Raw genomic sequence first — 16,060 nt, 5'->3', positions numbered from 1 at the left:
CACCAGTTTGATAAAGCTTTCATATCCTGATTGCTCCATCAGCATCTTAGCGCCCGCGATCGCCGTAACGAATCAGACGACCGCAAAAATACGGAGATGCCGTTTCATCCAGCTATCTCAGGCAGTGCTGGTTGACCTGTAGATCCTTTTTGCTATCTGTCTGTCAATATCGCTTAATTTTTGGTGAGGTTCTATGAAGCTAAGACAATTGGGTCTGATCGTTGCTTTAACCACGGCAGCAACGCTAAATCTATTGAGCAGTCGAGCGGCGGAGGCGGCAACCACGCGGCTGTTTGGCTTAGACGATAGCAATTCTTTATTGTATTTTGACCTAGACAAGCCCAATACAGTTAAAACCCTCAATGTCACTGGGGTTAATGGCACTTTGCTAGGCATTGATTTTCGCCCAGCCAATGGGCTGCTCTACGGCATTACCGATACAGACAACATCTACACCATTGATACCCGAACTGGAGCCGCCACTTTTCAGAGTACGCTGTTTCCTTTGTCTTATGATGGCAATCAACAGTCTGGGTTTGACTTTAACCCCGCTGCTGATCGCCTCCGTCTAGAAGGCGTGAACGATCAAAATTTTCGTATCAATGTCGATACGGGGGCGATCGCTGACTTCGATCCCAACACGGCAGGCGTACAGCCAGATGGCACTTTAGCCTACGTTGCCGGGGACGTAAATTTTGGGGTTGACCCTAACATCACAGCAGTTGGGTACACCAACTCTTTTTTGGGGGCACCAGCAGGTCGAACAACGCAACTGTATGCAATCGACTATGTGCTTGATACGCTCAATCTCCAAAATCCTGCCAATGCAGGTGGCTTAAGTACGATTGGTTCGCTGGGGATTGACTTCAGCGCCCTGGGCGGTTTTGATATCTTTTCACCTGATGAGGGCATCAACATTGCCTATGCCGCTTCTGGCTCAACGCTTTATTCGGTTGATCTGGCATCGGCTGAGGCAATGGCGATTGGAACATTTGGTGGTGAGGATACTAAGCTCATTGGGTTGGCTGCAACTGCTGTACCTGAACCAGGCATGATTACCAGCCTTGCTGCTTTGAGCCTGCTGACGCTGTTTACTTTGCGGCGATCGCCAGCGTCTAGTCGCCTTTCGGGTGATCTCTAGACAACAACAGAAGGGATCGCTGTCGTCTCTAAGGGGGAAACTCAAATTGCTGAAGGCCGCTTACAGGAAACGTTTCAAGCGGCCTTTAGCTTTTGCCTTTGACCTTGAGCGGCAATAGAGGGCAGGTCAACTGCGATCGCCCTCTAGCACTCTGTCAAAGGTTTTCTAGGGATTGAAATTGGCCAAAAACCATCCCCTTTCTTCAGGGCAACCCGCTATGGGTACTTAAGAGCCGACTCGCTAATTAAAGTCAATTTTGAGCAGAGACAGGTCATCCGGAAAGGTTTCCTCAGCGCGAAGGGTTCTGACATGAGCCAACACACTGTCTATTGTTTGACCGATCCGTTTGTCGGCCAAAAGTGAGACAAAAGAATACAGATCTAGCGGAGCCGCCTCACCCGGTTCTTGCACTTCATAAATGCCATCGCTAAAGACAAACAAACTGCTTTTTGACGGTACCTGTGTCCGCTGCCAAATAAAGCGTGTGTCCGGCAGCATACCGATAGGCATGCCCGGTGTTTTCAGGCAATCAACCTGATTTTTTCCGCTGTCTGACTGAGTAACCAGCACAGCCGGCGGATGTCCGGCGCTGGCATAGGACAACTGCCGGGTAGCACAGTTATAAACGCCGTACCAAATCGTAAAGTATTTGTCGTGCTGATCGTCCATTTGAAAGGTTTCATTCAGCGCTTGAAGAACCTTTTCAGGCCGATAAAAATTGACATTCGGTAACGACTGGGAGCGCAGCACATTGAGGACAGAAGTTGACAGCAACGCTGAGCCTAACCCATGCCCCGAAACATCGAGCAAGTAAATAGCCAAATAATCTGGATCTAACCAGTAATAATCAAAACAATCTCCCCCCAACTGGCGGGAAGGGATAAACCGGGCTTCAATGGGCACTTTGCCTTCGAGGTTGTTAGGCAACAGCGATCGCACATAGTCTGCAGCTTCAGTGAGTTCTGCTTCTAATAGCTGTTTTTGGGTTTTGAGATCGCGGGTCAACTGATGAAAGCGCAACCCCGCCCGCACGCGGGCTTTGAGTTCATTAATATCAACTGGTTTTGTTAGCAAGTCATCAGCGCCAGCGTCTAGCCCTTTTACCCGATCGGCGGAACTATCGCGAGCCGTTAACAGCAAAAAGAATGTTGTGGCGAGATCGGGGTTTTTTTTAACCGTCTGGCAGATATCTAAACCGCTCATATCCCCTGGTAATACCCAATCGCAGACGATCAGAGCGGGATCAATTTTCTCCGCTAATATCAAGCCATCTCGTCCATTTTGGGCAATAGTAACGGTGTAACCTTGCCCTTGCAAAAGCCGCTGGAGCAGGCGCTGAGTCATCGGATCGTCGTCAATTACCAGAATATGAGCCATAAGCTAGGGAATAAGGTAATCGAGTTTAGAAGTCATACGATACTGAGTCTTGAGAAGACGTTGCAGGCTCATCAGCTAACGTTAGCCGATGCGGCAGAGAATGATTCCAAAGCTCAATAAAGTCTCTCAAAAAATAAGCGTCGGCTTCGTCAGTCGCCTCTACACCCTCAACCGCATTCAAATCATGAAAATGAATCCGGGGCATGGCCACAGGTCTGCCAGGTTCCAACAGATTAGCGCGATACAACCCTGATTCATCAATGTCAGAAAAACAACATAGCTGATAGTAATTGTTACCTAGTAATTCCCGATACTGAATTAATACATAAATATCGACTGGACGGAGTTGCAGCGCTAGGGGTAGAGTAACTTGCTTTTGCGCAGGCAATAAAGACAGTCTTAGGCTAGTGCGGATGCCATAGTAACCTACTTTGTCTGCCTGTAGGGGATACTTACGGTGGCGCGGCTGAATGCAGGTTCGCATGAAAGTCGGAATATCCAGCGTTTCTTCGTTATAGGCAGCAATCGTTCCAACCAAAATGTCGTAAGTGGGGACGTTGCCAATATTGAACAAATCTAGCAGCAGCGACTCGGCATCAGCCTGAGTGCGTAGATCCCAGTGTAAATAAGGAAGCGTGGTTAGCTGAAGTTGCTGAGTAAGCGTTTCCCGATATTGCGTTTGTTCTTGCTGTAACTGTTGCAAAAGCCTGAGCACAAACCAGGCATAAAACCCGGTTAGCCCCACCAAAATTAAATTACTCAAAAGAACAAGGCTTGTCATGGCTTTAGTGTGGCAAGCCCATTACAGAGCGATAGCGGGGTTCTAGCTGAGTTGTGGCCGGATTTATGCAACGGGATTGCCACTGCCCCTGGGCTAAAAGCTGCTGACGCAGTTGCCAAAGATCAACCGTTAGCACCTGACCAGCAGCTACCCGTTGTTTGCCCCCTATCCAAACGCTGTCTACAACGTTGACCGGGCGACCCATCACCAGCAATCCGATCGGGTCAGTGGGGGGTAGCAAGGCCAAACTGGTGAGATCATAGAGAACAAAGTCAGCCTGTTGCCCTACGGCGATCGCCCCCAACTGGTCACTTTGGTTGAGCGCTTTCGCGCCGCCCTGAGTTGCCATGGCGATCGCCTGGTTCGGTGTGATCCAGTGATGATAGTCGGGGTCGGTCGTGTTGTGGAGCAAGGTGCCAATTTTGATCGCTTCTAGAATGTCTTGACTGTCGTTGCTAGCCGTACCATCACAACCGAAGGTCACGTTAATGCCCGCTTGCAGATACTTTAAGATCGGGGCAATGCCGCTGCCCAAACGCAGGTTGCTCAGGGGATTGTGAACGACGCTGGCACCGCTAGCGGCCAAAATAGCAATATCAGCCTGGTTGAGCCAGATGCAATGAGCCAAAGAGGTTTGTGGCCCCAAAAAGCCAAGCCGACTGAGATGCTCTACAGCGCTACAGCCATACTTTTCTTCAGCTAAGCGCTGTTGAGCTTTGGTTTCTAAAAGATGGGTGTGGCGGCATAAGGTGTAGCGATCGCTTAGGGCTATGCAGCCTGCAAACAACTGATCCGAACAAAGCTGAATGCCTGTTGGCCCTACCAACAAGCTAATGCCATCCTCCGGACGGTGAAATTGCTCAATGGCGGTTTCCATCCAGGCGAGAATCTCGGCGGCCTCTTGGCGATAGATCGGCGGAGACGACTTCGGGCTTCCTGACGGTAGACCTTCTGTTTCTGCCAAATCTTGAATGAGCGGGGCAATAAAGGCTCGAATACCCGCTTCCCGGTACCCCCGCACCGCTGCTGCAATAGAGTCTAGTTCTTGGCCGGGGATCATTACGAGATGATCAATAACGCTGGTACCGCCAGAAAGCAGGGTTTCAATGGCAGTTCCCAACGCACTGAGATAAATTTGCTCAGGTGTTAGCGCCGGAGATTGATAAAGTTCTGAAAGCCAAAGTTCTAGGGGCAAAGGGGCGATCGCTCCGCGCTGCCACATCTCTGAAGAGTGAGTATGGGCATTGACAAAACCAGGGAGCAAAAGTTTGTGGGTCGCGTCGATTGTCTGGCCTTGAGGCGTCAAAGCGGTACCGATAGCGGCAATTTTGCCATCTATAACCTGAATGTCACCAGTTTGATAGCCAGTTTCGTGGGCAAGTAGGGCGTTTTGAATCGTAAAGTTCACAGAGGTTCAGGGTAGCTGTGTGAATAACGGTTGATAATAGCCTTTGATCGCAGGCTTGAACAGTTTTCATCTGGTCAATATGCGCTCAATTTGCCCAAGGCGATCGCTGAGCGAGGCTAACTGAGATAATCTCACTCTCCTGTGGGATGAGTTGCCCCCTTGAGTACGCCACAATTTAGGCAATTGTCTGAATGCTTGAACATGATGAACTCTCCTTCTCCTAGCCCGACTGTACCGCCTGAGTCGGCTTTAATTCCACCCGAAGTAGAACAAGCTTCAGCGACGCTACGTTTAACGGGCTGGCTGAGTCTTTGGCTGCAGTTGGCGATCGCAATCATTTCGTTCACTATTTTGCTGCTAGCCATCTTTGGACGCAACATTAACGACGAAAGCAACAGCGTTTTCTTAGGGGTGGGCATTTTTCTGGCAGGCTGTAGCATTGCGGCTTTGGCTTTTAGCGTTTTTCTATCTTTGCGTCAGGTTCGCTACGGACGCTGGCTGCGTCGCCCGGATCCGGCTTTGCACCCTAGCAAAGCAGATACGTTGGGGCTAGTTGACTTATTTTTGCTGACGAATTTGGTCGGCTTGGGCTTGGCGACCCTTGGCTCAGAAATCAGCGTTGGCGTACTGCTTGCCAAAGCCATTTCTCAGCCCCAAGGAGCCGCCATTTATACCCCCGATAAGGTTATTCGGGTTTTGGATATCTTAGTCATTGTTGCCAACGTCAATTTGGTTGCAGCTCATGCGATCGGCAGTGGAGCAGGTATTTGGCTGGCACGCCGCATTCGATAAAGCCGTTTCTTTACGAATCGATGCAGGTTTAGTGTAGAAAGCGGCCAACCTTTGACGAAAAATTGAATTTACTTAAATAATTTATACAGTCTATCTGGCATATTCTCAGTAATATTGCGCAACTACTCTCAGGTGAGCCTGCAGAGTTTAGCGTAGTTTGAAGCACCCTTTTAACTGGCTAGATGCCCTACACTAGCGCGATGATGAACAATCGTCTTACCCGTACTGAAAGCTGCGTTTTACCCGTTTTCAGATCGCCCAGTGACTATCAGGCTTACCGCATCAGTCCGACCGATACTAACCGCTTAGCGATCGTGTTTGATCCGGCAACAGCCCATGTCTCGCTTACCTATTGCGTGGAAATTTTTGATATTGGCGGCAAAACCCCCCCTAATCGCCATCAAATTGCGGTAGAAATGTTTTTTGTGTTGAAAGGGCAAGGTCAGGCGGTTTGTGATGGCAAAACTATTCCTATTCAGGCGGGCGATAGTATTTTAGTGCCGCCCACAGGCGTGCATGTGATTGAAAATACAGGCTCTACCCGGCTTTATGCCCTCTGTATTATGGTGCCTAACGAAAATTTTGCTGAGCTAATTCGCGGCGGCACGCCAGTTGAGCTAGATGCCGAAGACCTAGCTGTCCTACAGCGTTCCGACAATTGGATCTCTCAGCCGTAAAATTCATCAAATTTGAGATAGCTGAAATTTTGACAACTGTAGCCAAGCATTAGAAATTCCTTCTGCCCCAGCTTGAGGAATCATAAAGTGGGGTTGCATGGAACTCAGGCTTCGCTAAACTCGACATAGCCAATAAGGGCGATTGTGTTCTTGTAAATGAGTTAGGTGAAAGTGGATGAAGCGCAATCTGGTGTTTAGGGTTTCGCTGCTGGCCAATGCTGCGTTGGTAACGCTGCTATTATTTGTAGCCGCTCGTCCTCAGCTACATACCCAAGCCATCGCTTTTGAGGCTACTGAAGCAGGTCGGCTCAAACAGGCTAGCCAAGATTTAGGGCGCAACAGTTTTACGTTTGTGTGCAGCGATCGCCGCGATGATTTTATCGAAACGGGCGCTCGTTTTGTGGAATTGCAGCTTGACCTAGCTCTAAGCCAGAAAGGGCTGCTTAGAGAAGTTAAAGAAACCCTACAAAACAGTACGGCGATCGCCTTTACTGAGTTTTGTAATGACTTCGCCGCCTCCACAACGGCTCAGCGGGCACCAGAAAAATTAGCGATGTATCAAGCGCTATCTGAGTCGGCGACTCTCGTGTTTGACCAGGTGCGACCCGCTTTCGATCGGTTTTATCGTTCGCTTTCGGTAGCACAGCAACAAGAACTCGATCAAATGCTCAACCGCCAGAACCGCTAAAGCCAACGATCAGTTGCCCTTCAGCTAAAGTCCGCTACCAAGGGGCAAAAGGCTAAAAGCGCTTGTTAGCTTGCAGGATTAACCCCAATTCAGGCAGCAAGCGACGTCTTTAGCCCAGGCTTGTGCAGAATTGAGCGGTATACTTCTAAGCTTTGCTGAGCAATGATGTCCCACGTATAGTTTTCAAAAACAAACTGCTTGGCTCGTTGCCCCATCGCGATCGCCTGCTGAGGTTGTTGTAAGCAGGTAATCAAAGCCGCTGCGATCGCGTTAGCTTCCACATCCACTTCGTAAGCAACTTCTGCTGCGGCAGCTTCTGGAAAATTACACCCTGTTGTAAATACACAAGGCAGAGCCGCAGCCATGCCTTCTAAAATAGATAAGCTAAAACCCTCCGAATAAGAGGGCGCTACATAAATTTGGGCAGCCGCCAATGCAGAAAACTTCAGCGTGCCAGTCAACATTCCGGTGAAAGTAACCTGTTGCTCACAACCAGACTGCGCAAAATAACGGCGCACTGTCGGCAAAAAATTGATGCTATCAGGGCCAGCGACTACTAAATGAGCGGTCGAATCAACAGCGACTACCTGGGCAAAAGCCTTTGCTAAAAGATCGAGTCCTTTTTTGGGGTCAATTCTGCCAAGAAAAAGAATGAGCGACCTATCTTTGAGAAAAGGAAAGGCGTCAAAAAATATTTGAGTTGGTGGCAGTTGTTCAAACTGACTGCGATAAATGCCATTGGGAATTTTGACGACTGTTTTAAAACCCAAAGACTGAATTTGCTGCTTTTCTGCGATCGTGAGGGCTTGAATAGCCGTTGCTTGTTGCAGCGATTTTTGCTCAAATACAGAATAATAAATCTTCTTCTTCCAGGCTTTGTAAGCCAATGCCCACGGTTCTAACATGCCATGGGGAGTCGTAATATAAGGAATTTTTTGCGTTTGAAGGATAAAGTGAACTCCTAAAATTAGAGGCGAGAAAATTGTGTGAGTATGAGCAAGATCGTATTGGGTTCCGTTTTTTAATAACCAGGACAGCAAACTAAAACTAACAATTAGCGTATGGCGATACCAGCAGGGAAAATATCGAATTCGATACGTATCTTGTTCGATCCACTTGTTAAGCGGAACTGTGAGCTTTGTACGCTCGTTTGCGGTAGTAGTTACTAAATCAAGCTGAAGAGATTGTTCGCCAAGACTTCTAGCTAAATCTTTGATGGCCTTTGAGGTACCCCCATACCTTTCTCCCAAATAGGGAGCAATCATCAAAACTTTCATAGTCAAATTTTTGCGGTACTAAGCGTGTGCTAATGCATATTCAACAGCTTGCTTCAGTCCTTGGGCAAAATAAACGGGAGAAAATTTTTGTATGTGCGCTAGCGAAGCCGTCCCCATTTTATCTAAATCAACATTACCAGCGCTAACTTTGAGCATCAGTTCCGTAAGCTGTAGCTGTCTAGTTGGGTCAAAGCCAAAACCATTGACGCCTTCAATGACCAGATCTTCAAAACATCCGCAGCGATTTGAAACAATCACAGGCAGTCCGGCGGCCATAGCTTCATTAACCACTAAACCCCATTGTTCCTGAATGCTAGCGTGAACAAAGCAGGCAGCATGGGCGAAGTAAGGTAGCAAGTCAGATTGTTGCAGAAAACCCGGCAGATGAACACTGGGCTGCAAACTTAAATGATTGACTTGTTGTTCGATCTGAACCCGAAGTTCTCCATCACCCGCAAGCACCAAATCCCAAGCTTGGTGGCCTGCCTGTTGGCGATATATCGCATAAGCCTTAAGCAGCAAATCTAAGTTTTTTTTAGGCACAAAGCGATTAATCGCTAGAAAATAGGGTTTAGCCAAAGGGGAAGGTAAGTGCCTGATTTTTTGTGGATGAAAGGCTTCGTTGCCAACGACGTTGTATCCGGTAAAAATGCTTTCGGCAGCTTTACCCAGCTTCATAAGATAGCGTTTTTGAGGCTGACCTCCCACTAGAGCAGCTTTAAATAATTTTATTAGCCAACCCTTTAGTTGCTCGGTAAAAAAGAATCGAGGGTAGTCGTCTTCTTTAGACTCAGACATCAAGATGGCTGGCTTACGGCGGATTAGACTCCAAAGCAGAGTTGCAAGCATGGCTGGCTCGGCATAGCCAGCAATAACAACAACGTCTGGATTGATATCATTTAGAGTTAAAAAAAGCTTGGAAAATAATTCACGCTTAGAAACTTCTTCAAGTAAACGATCGGAAATAACAGAAACCAGAGGGGAAAAGTTATTGTCAAACTGTGTATGCCAAATATATCTTTTTTGAAATCGTGAGAGTTCTAATCCAATAATTTGAGCGTTAAAGTGGCAACTATAATTATGGGCGGCCGCAAGCCTAGCTAAATGATAAGGCCCATAATTCTCGAAAAGCAGTAAAACTTTATTAGGTGTTTTTACAACCACAAAAGTTATATTTAAACTCCGCTCAAAAAAATCATTCTGCCAAAACTAAGAGTGAATAGCCGCCTAGTATTCGAGCCGTAAGGGGAACGCCAACAAGGCTCGAAAGCAAATAGCGGAAAACATTTGCGACTGCTCGTTTGCCGGAGGGATGTTCTTTAAACAAACCTAAAGCAGCATTCGTATAAGCAAAATCAAGAATTTCATGACCTGTATCTTTCAAGGTTGCGATCGCAGACTCCGCACTAAAATAGTGGAGATGCCCTAAAGTATACCGTCCTTCTATAAAACTACTTCGCAAAACTGAAGAAACATGAATATCAAGCGGTATGTGATAAATTTTATACTTAGCTTTCCGTTTGCATTTGCCGACAAATCCTAAATAATCTGGCACATGTTCAAAAACATCGATGACAAGAAGAAGATCAAAGTAGTTTACGTCTGTTTCTGCAAGTAGATCCTGCAAATGGAAAGTAATCTGACTGCTTTTGATGCCGTGTGTTAATTCAATAGCTTGTGGAGATATCTCGTACCCTTCAAACTTAGTTTGAGCTAAACCCTGTAATTTAGAAAGAGCTTCTAAAATTCTTCCAGCGCCACAACCAATTTCTGCAACAATATTTAGCTGAAGTTGATTAGCTCGAATAAGCTTGTTTATTTGCTCTGCTTTCCAGTTAGCATCTTCAGCATGCCAAGTTTTGGTTGTTTGCAAATATGTTCCATCTGTATAAATCGTTTTCATAAGCAAATTTTTTAAGGACAAATGGGAAAATAATTATTTCTAACCAGTGAATTTCAGTTAGTTCAAAAACCTGATTAAGCTATCCGGTTTTGACTAAAAAACAACGCAGTACTACATAAGCTGCAACCATTCCCGATGAATAAGCTAAGGCTGACATAGCTGAGCCTCTCAGCAACAAAAGCGACAAACCAATTAACGTAGGATATAAAACTAGATAGAGAGGCTGAGGTTTAATTTCGAACTGAGCGTGGATACTAGAAAATTCAACTGCTTGTTTATAAGAATAGTCTAAATAACCAAATAAAAGCCCAAGCAAAAAACAGCCGACAACTATAGCAGGAATATGAAAATCTATGTATAGCTCTTCAATAAAAGGAGAAGAAAGATTGTTATTATAAACCGCATAGTGTGACCCTAAATATTTTTCAGCTACATAAGCTCCGGTGGAAATAGGTTTATCTAGCCAAATACTACGAGGCACCCAAAACAGCAATGCGCCACCCAACTGTTGTCCCCAAGTGTTACCATGCAGTTCTACATACTGAATACCATGAATAAAGTTTTCGTATGCATCATAATGCCCTACAAAAAAGTTACTCAGACCAAAGCTCAAATTTAGCCTTACATTTGTTAAAGCATCAACATGTCTAAAAATGTCAATCAGACTGGCACCAAACAAACCAAAGACTAAAACAAACAAATAAAAGAACGAACTTTTTTTCTTTGCCTTGTTTAAAACAAAAATAATAGCTAAATAAACAGTGAATGTATAAAAACGAGCAGTACTAGTAGGAAAGTTTAAAAGTAGTAAAAGAATAAGAGATCCAACTAAGAAGACAAAATTTTGCAATTTTTTAGGGCAGCGGTTAATTTGAACTTCATAAAGATAAAAGAGCAGCAGAATTAAAGGTAGAGGTCTAAAAAAGTACTCTGCCACTAGACCAAACGGCCCCCATCCTCCTACAGCTTGCGTGACTCCACTTTGACTTCTAAGGAGTAGTGAACTAAATCCTGATTTTGAGACTACAAAAGCAAAAAATGTGGCAATAAAAATGATTGCCGCAGCAAACCTTTTATTTTCTAAAAAGAAAGAGCTTTTGCTAAAATAAATATTTTTAATTAAATATCTTTTTAGCATCTTTTGAGACTTTCGTATTCCTTGCTTGTAACCAAAATAAAAGCAAGCTATAGCAATTAAAATTAAAATATTCGCATATACAAGGTCATCAAAGTCGGTTAGAAAAATCCATTGGTTTGTCAAGTACTGAGCAAGGGGTACGGCAAAGAAAAACAGAGAGTTAAAGAAAAAAAAACAACCCTCAAAGATATACCGTCTTTAGCTAAAGACAGCGACAAAAGACTCAAGCTAAAAAAACCATTAACTAAAAAAGATAAAACAATTAGTGAGGAATTACTACGAAGAGTTTCATCTAAAGGCGAAGTCAAGTCTGAAAAAACGACAAACGTAGAGACTAGTAGAGAAACTATAAAAAAAAGCGACGTTTGCTTAATTAAACTGCTTGTTTTCATGGCAATATTTACCGAACTTTTAAATTAACAGGTTTTTTAACTTATTGAGAAAGTGGTTTTTGGCTAACGCTTTCAAATGCAGTACAGGAAAATTTTTTAGGACTATGATTTTGCCGAGAAAAGTTGCTTTTATGAGGAAGATAATCTTTTAATACTGAACCATTAGCTAATGCTTCTATATGTTTTGAGATTTCGCGAGGAGAAGTTGAATCGAGCGTGTATCCTAATTTTTGGTCGCAGACTATTTTACCTATTAATCCGTAATTAGAAGCTAAAATGGGTTTTTGATAGGCAGCACCCAATATTACAACGCCACTCATGCCAACATGCTTTTGATAAAGGGCTAGCACGTAGTTAGTCATAGAAAAATACAAAGAAATTTTTTCTTCAGGCTGATAACCCTCAATTACCATTGCTTGTACTGGCGAAGTTTTTAGCAAACTATCAATGTTAGCTAGTAGTTTTAGTCGTATGCTTTGAGAAATTTTTCCCACTAGTAGCAAACAACATTGATCCGCTACATGCTGTGGAAGTAAGCGCATGGCTTCTAAAACTTGAAAAATTCCTTTCCGCTCACAAACATGACCCAATAAAAGAAACACTTTTTTCTGTTCATCAATTCCCAAATCAGCTCTTAGCTTTTGTGTTTGCTGGTGCGTTATTGAAGGAACAAGAACTGGGTCAGCAATATGCTTAACTATTTTCTCCGAAGATGCTAATAATTTAATGTGTTTTATAGCATAGCTGTCTAAAGTTAGCAATGCTTTTAATTGTTTGTTCTTTAACGTGAAAAACAGCAAAACTTTTTGTCGCCAAGCCCGCCAGAGATCTTTTAAGCAAGGAGTATAGTTCGCAAAATATTTATAGTGAAAAGTTGGCCTAAAATAAATACCCGAAAAGGAACAAGGCGACTTTTGTCCCATTACAATAGGAAGTTGCAGGTGATCAAAATACATCAACAAACTATGATTCACCTGAAGCTCTTTTGCATATTTACAGTGAAGTTTCCATTCAAGAAAGGATTGCTGAATGATGGACTTTGTCTGAGCTAGCTTTGTCGCTTCATCTGAAGAAATGGCAACAAATTTAGTTGAAGAATTGGACAAGTTGACAACGTTAGCGTGATCTTGAAAAAATGTAGGCGAAACCACCACAAACAAGCTGCCTGTCAATGCTTCATCGTGCCAGTATGTTATTAAGTGACGAATATAGCTCGGATGGTGCCCCTCCACAGCCAAATCAAAAAGCATAATCTTGGGTTCGGCAACCTGCTTAAAGCTATTAACTGTTTTGGTATTGACTGCTGTCATTGTATTTAAGCAAAGTCAGTTTAATACAAAACTTTTTCTAACTTTTCTGGCCAAGAATTAGTTGATGCTTCTTAAAACTACCTGACAGTGATCTTTGGAGAAAAGATTGATGGGTTGTATACCCTGCTTATTCATTAGCTTACCTAATAAGTAATAAGCTTTTTTTGAACTGAAGTATAATCCAAGCATAGAAAGGTTTTCAATTTTTTTGAGTAAAGAAATATCTTTAAGGTGTTTGTTTTGCTTGTGCGTATAAGAAACAATTTCAAAGCCGTTTTTTTGAGCTTGATAGCTAATTGCCTGAAAATTCCAAAAGACATGATGCTCAAACAATCTGACATACTGCCAGTGGCTAATTTTTTCATGCTGGCACCAGTATTGGTCTGAGTCTCCCGTTTCTATAACAACAAAGCCATCCTTTTTGAGAAATTTCTTTAAATTAGAAAAAGCAACTATGGGATTGTACAAATGTTCTAAAACATCAAATAAAGTAATGACGTCATATTTTTGATGGCTCCAAGCTAGCGAAGAGTCATCAATAAACCCTTGTATAAATTCTCCCTGATCTTTAATTTCTAGATGTGGATAAGGCACGATATCTACAGCAGAACGCCTACCTCCAAATTTAGCAGAAGCTTTTAACAAATTTCCATTTGCTGTGCCGACGTCTAGCAAGTCATAGCTGCTGCTGCCACAAAATAAGCTATTAATTAAGTTAGTTTCGTCTATGAAATTATATTGGTGCGACCAAACAAAGTCAGATTTATTGCTAATCAGTTGAGACAAAAGCAACTGTGAAGGCATTTTATCTTTGTATAAAAGTTTGCAGTTTTTACACTCAAAAACTGAAATGCCTTTGCGAGGAATACAAACTTTCTCCCCCGCGAAATGATAAAAAGCTAACGGTAGTTTGCCTCGATCAACAGCTTTTTCAGATTTACACGACGGGCAATCTTTGACGACTATCCAATCAGCCATTTCACTTTTTAGCAGGTTGTCCGAATTTGGCAGTACAGACATTTTTTTGATTGCAGTTTTACAAGTATCCCAATTCCATCATGAGTTCTTCCCAAGCATTGTTGATAGACAAAACTAGGGATAGAGGAAGCTGATACTTCCAGGTTTTAGACGTAGCTGACCCTATAAATGCTATATCTTTACGACTGTGTTTAGTAGGAAGCCAGCTATTACTTTGCATAAGCTCTAATTTTTTCATATTTTTGGCAGAACTAAATTCTACCGATTTTTTTATTGTTTTTTCACTGACTTTAAGTTTGAAAAAATCGGCTATCTTTTCAATTTCTAATCTGGGGTTTATTAATAAATGCTCATATTGTATGAGTAAAAACCGCTTGTTTCTGTTTTTGACTCGTATCCAACTGTTAACATTTTCTTCCCAGCTTCCATATTGGTCTAACGTCCCAGCAATAAATTTGTCAACATATTTTTCTAGCGGATAATCCTGTGGTATAAAATACGTCTTTTTATGAAAGTTAAAATATGAAATGACAACATCTCGTGGATCGCGAACTATATAAATCACATTTTTGTATCTGTGGTCAAAATATTCATGGCTTTTTAGAACTCTTGGCCGGGGCAACCTGAGAAGTTCATATTCTCTGTTAACGTATATATCAGGTATTTTTACTTCTATGTTGTCAAATCCAGTTAATTGATCTTCGTATAACAGATATCCGATTAAAAATCTCAACCAGGTATTTCCTGACTTGGGATAGGAAGTTATAAATATATCGTCATCAAAGACAGTGATATTTCTCCCACGCTGGTGATTGGTAAGCGTCAATAAGGCAGATTGATACTGAGGGGGAAAGATTTTTAACAGGCTACCAGGTTGCATATATTAGCTTCGTGCTCTACTGCTTCCTAAAGCGGTTGGATTGATGTTAAGCCGAGTTATGACTAAAGCTAAACTTAGTAAATTCCATATAACCATGCTAATGGTGGTTGCAGTCGCTGCGCCTTCAATATTAAAAGTAGGTATTAAGTAAAAGTTCAGTAAAATGTTTACAATGGCGCTAAAGGAAAAGGCAAAAAAGGTCAATCTTTCGTTGCCGGACATATTGAGCAGTAGTCCTACTGGGCCAGCTAAAACATTAACTAATTGACCTATTACCAGTATGCATAGAGCTATACTGCTATGGGAAAACTCTTGACCAAATAAACTCAAAAGGTTGTCTCTAAAAAAAATAATGGATGCTGCCACGGTGCAAGAAAAAGCTGAAACTATTTTTGAAGATTCCCGAATAATTTTTTCTAGCTGCCCTAATTGGTTTAGGGCATATAAGCTAGCAATGTTTGGCTCTAGGGATAAGTTACTAGCCATCAAAATAAACACAATTATTGAAGCTATTTTGTTGGCAACTACATACAAGCCAACGGATTCGGCATTTTGTATGGCTCCTAACATGACAATATCTGCTTGCGAATTGACAATGTATAGTGCTCCTAGCATCATGAACGGTAGTGCCATGCGTATCCAGGCGTGAGTTTTGTATTCAGCTGTAGCCGCAAGCAGGTTTTTAGGTAAGGTATAGCTCAGTTGGCAAAGACCTAAAAGGAACGTAATGAGCGTCACGATGGCGTAACAGCCAACTGTCAAAACTGGGGTGACTTTGTCGTCTAGTACGCCATAAAAGATCAAAATTGACAGTGTCATTAAGCAAGGCGTCATTAAGCTTTCGGGTAATTGAGCTTGAACGACTTTGTAAAACCCACTCATGGCAGCCTGATTGAGGCTTCTGAGGCAGCTAAAAGGTAGGCTGAGTGCGGTAACAACTAAAGTTAAAAATGTCTGTGAGTCTGTGAGCAAGAATCGGGCAAGAATAGCCATTAGTAGAGCTAATGTACATGAAAGAATAGCTATTATTTGATATGCCCGCTTTAATAGACCTTTAAGGAGTCCCCATTGCGATCGCGAAGAATATATAGCAATATCTCTAACCAACAATTGAGGAAAACCTAGTTTTGCAGGAATACTCAATAAACCTATCCAGGTGATGGCTAAAGCGTATATTCCTAATCCTTCAGTACCCAACAATCTAGCTAGCAACAGGTTTAGACCAAACGCTAAGGCTGTAGAGATAACTTTGAGGCCAAAAGAACCGACGGCTCCTTTAATTAAGCGTTGCTTAAGACTTTCATCTTTTTGCAAACCG

The 16,060-nt window shown here is 43.1% G+C and carries 16 protein-coding genes; 5 read left to right on the top strand and 11 right to left on the bottom strand.

Features of this window, described 5'->3' with window-relative positions; translation table 11 throughout:
* Positions 1-193: 193 nt before the first annotated feature.
* Positions 194-1,141 (top strand): DUF4394 domain-containing protein, encoded by a 948-nt coding sequence (locus ACTS3T_RS02105; RefSeq protein WP_462934706.1) that lies wholly within the window; start codon positions 194-196, stop codon positions 1,139-1,141.
* A gap of 240 nt (positions 1,142-1,381) precedes the next feature.
* Here the strand turns inward: ACTS3T_RS02105 and ACTS3T_RS02100 are convergent, their stop codons facing one another.
* The 3 genes from ACTS3T_RS02100 to ACTS3T_RS02090 are packed head-to-tail and all read right to left on the bottom strand — an operon-like array spanning position 1,382 to position 4,707.
* Entirely contained in the window at positions 1,382-2,518 is a 1,137-nt protein-coding gene (locus ACTS3T_RS02100; protein ID WP_462934705.1) for a PP2C family protein-serine/threonine phosphatase, read from the bottom strand.
* A gap of 25 nt (positions 2,519-2,543) precedes the next feature.
* Positions 2,544-3,299: a hypothetical protein gene (locus ACTS3T_RS02095; RefSeq protein WP_462934704.1), complete on the bottom strand. Its 756-nt coding sequence runs from the start codon at positions 3,297-3,299 to the stop codon at positions 2,544-2,546.
* Between the two features lie 4 nt (positions 3,300-3,303).
* Positions 3,304-4,707 (bottom strand): amidohydrolase, encoded by a 1,404-nt coding sequence (locus ACTS3T_RS02090; protein ID WP_462934703.1) that lies wholly within the window; start codon positions 4,705-4,707, stop codon positions 3,304-3,306.
* A 201-nt stretch (positions 4,708-4,908) separates the two neighbouring features.
* On the opposite strand from ACTS3T_RS02090, the gene ACTS3T_RS02085 reads away from it, so the two are divergent.
* From ACTS3T_RS02085 to ACTS3T_RS02075, 3 genes are all read left to right on the top strand, one after another.
* Positions 4,909-5,499, top strand: coding sequence for a DUF3611 family protein (locus ACTS3T_RS02085; protein ID WP_462934702.1), 591 nt, complete (start codon positions 4,909-4,911; stop codon positions 5,497-5,499).
* A gap of 182 nt (positions 5,500-5,681) precedes the next feature.
* Positions 5,682-6,176 carry a cupin domain-containing protein gene (locus ACTS3T_RS02080; RefSeq protein WP_462934701.1) on the top strand — a complete coding sequence of 165 codons (495 nt, stop codon included), beginning with the start codon at positions 5,682-5,684 and terminating at the stop codon, positions 6,174-6,176.
* A gap of 175 nt (positions 6,177-6,351) precedes the next feature.
* Positions 6,352-6,864, top strand: coding sequence for a Spy/CpxP family protein refolding chaperone (locus ACTS3T_RS02075; RefSeq protein WP_462934700.1), 513 nt, complete (start codon positions 6,352-6,354; stop codon positions 6,862-6,864).
* An 89-nt stretch (positions 6,865-6,953) separates the two neighbouring features.
* Here the strand turns inward: ACTS3T_RS02075 and ACTS3T_RS02070 are convergent, their stop codons facing one another.
* From ACTS3T_RS02070 to ACTS3T_RS02055, 4 genes are all read right to left on the bottom strand, one after another.
* Positions 6,954-8,141: a glycosyltransferase gene (locus ACTS3T_RS02070; RefSeq protein WP_462934699.1), complete on the bottom strand. Its 1,188-nt coding sequence runs from the start codon at positions 8,139-8,141 to the stop codon at positions 6,954-6,956.
* A gap of 18 nt (positions 8,142-8,159) precedes the next feature.
* On the bottom strand, positions 8,160-9,305 hold the full coding sequence (locus tag ACTS3T_RS02065; protein WP_462934698.1) for a glycosyltransferase family 4 protein: 1,146 nt from the start codon (positions 9,303-9,305) through the stop codon (positions 8,160-8,162).
* A gap of 31 nt (positions 9,306-9,336) precedes the next feature.
* On the bottom strand, positions 9,337-10,044 hold the full coding sequence (locus tag ACTS3T_RS02060; RefSeq protein WP_462934697.1) for a class I SAM-dependent methyltransferase: 708 nt from the start codon (positions 10,042-10,044) through the stop codon (positions 9,337-9,339).
* Positions 10,045-10,123: 79 nt separating this feature from the next.
* The gene (locus ACTS3T_RS02055; protein ID WP_462934696.1) at positions 10,124-11,305 is read right to left on the bottom strand and encodes a hypothetical protein; all 1,182 of its coding nucleotides are present in this window, start codon (positions 11,303-11,305) and stop codon (positions 10,124-10,126) included.
* Between ACTS3T_RS02055 and ACTS3T_RS02050 the strand changes: the two genes are divergently transcribed.
* Complete coding sequence (locus ACTS3T_RS02050) at positions 11,294-11,602, top strand: hypothetical protein (RefSeq protein WP_462934695.1); 309 nt, start codon at positions 11,294-11,296, stop codon at positions 11,600-11,602. The genes ACTS3T_RS02055 and ACTS3T_RS02050 overlap by 12 nt on opposite strands.
* Positions 11,603-11,615: 13 nt before the next feature.
* Here the strand turns inward: ACTS3T_RS02050 and ACTS3T_RS02045 are convergent, their stop codons facing one another.
* The 4 genes from ACTS3T_RS02045 to ACTS3T_RS02030 are packed head-to-tail and all read right to left on the bottom strand — an operon-like array spanning position 11,616 to position 16,056.
* Positions 11,616-12,884, bottom strand: a complete 1,269-nt coding sequence (locus tag ACTS3T_RS02045; RefSeq protein WP_462934694.1) for a glycosyltransferase — start codon at positions 12,882-12,884, stop codon at positions 11,616-11,618.
* Positions 12,885-12,941: 57 nt separating this feature from the next.
* Positions 12,942-13,904, bottom strand: a complete 963-nt coding sequence (locus ACTS3T_RS02040; protein WP_462934693.1) for a class I SAM-dependent methyltransferase — start codon at positions 13,902-13,904, stop codon at positions 12,942-12,944.
* A gap of 16 nt (positions 13,905-13,920) precedes the next feature.
* Positions 13,921-14,742, bottom strand: a complete 822-nt coding sequence (locus ACTS3T_RS02035) for a sulfotransferase domain-containing protein (RefSeq protein ID WP_462934692.1) — start codon at positions 14,740-14,742, stop codon at positions 13,921-13,923.
* A 3-nt stretch (positions 14,743-14,745) separates the two neighbouring features.
* Positions 14,746-16,056 (bottom strand): flippase, encoded by a 1,311-nt coding sequence (locus ACTS3T_RS02030; RefSeq protein ID WP_462934691.1) that lies wholly within the window; start codon positions 16,054-16,056, stop codon positions 14,746-14,748.
* Positions 16,057-16,060 lie beyond the last annotated feature (4 nt).

It is taken from the genome of Almyronema sp. (assembly GCF_052168255.1).
In the GTDB taxonomy this organism is placed as follows: Bacteria; Cyanobacteriota; Cyanobacteriia; order Phormidesmidales; family Phormidesmidaceae; genus Sphaerothrix; species Sphaerothrix epifaneia.
The sequence above is the reverse complement of the archived record's forward strand: the minus strand, read 5'-3'. Positions and strand labels throughout refer to the sequence as shown.

Bases quoted from the DNA above. Each gene is read 5' to 3' on its own strand.
- ACTS3T_RS02085 (WP_462934702.1), top strand. From the start codon at position 4,909: ATGATGAACTCTCCTTCTCCTAGCCCGACTGTACCGCCTGAGTCGGCT.
- ACTS3T_RS02070 (WP_462934699.1), bottom strand. From the start codon at position 8,141: ATGAAAGTTTTGATGATTGCTCCCTATTTGGGAGAAAGGTATGGGGGT.
- ACTS3T_RS02075 (WP_462934700.1), top strand. From the start codon at position 6,352: ATGAAGCGCAATCTGGTGTTTAGGGTTTCGCTGCTGGCCAATGCTGCG.
- ACTS3T_RS02060 (WP_462934697.1), bottom strand. From the start codon at position 10,044: ATGAAAACGATTTATACAGATGGAACATATTTGCAAACAACCAAAACT.
- ACTS3T_RS02040 (WP_462934693.1), bottom strand. From the start codon at position 13,904: ATGTCTGTACTGCCAAATTCGGACAACCTGCTAAAAAGTGAAATGGCT.
- ACTS3T_RS02080 (WP_462934701.1), top strand. From the start codon at position 5,682: ATGCCCTACACTAGCGCGATGATGAACAATCGTCTTACCCGTACTGAA.
- ACTS3T_RS02095 (WP_462934704.1), bottom strand. From the start codon at position 3,299: ATGACAAGCCTTGTTCTTTTGAGTAATTTAATTTTGGTGGGGCTAACC.
- ACTS3T_RS02100 (WP_462934705.1), bottom strand. From the start codon at position 2,518: ATGGCTCATATTCTGGTAATTGACGACGATCCGATGACTCAGCGCCTG.
- ACTS3T_RS02035 (WP_462934692.1), bottom strand. From the start codon at position 14,742: ATGCAACCTGGTAGCCTGTTAAAAATCTTTCCCCCTCAGTATCAATCT.
- ACTS3T_RS02045 (WP_462934694.1), bottom strand. From the start codon at position 12,884: ATGACAGCAGTCAATACCAAAACAGTTAATAGCTTTAAGCAGGTTGCC.
- ACTS3T_RS02105 (WP_462934706.1), top strand. From the start codon at position 194: ATGAAGCTAAGACAATTGGGTCTGATCGTTGCTTTAACCACGGCAGCA.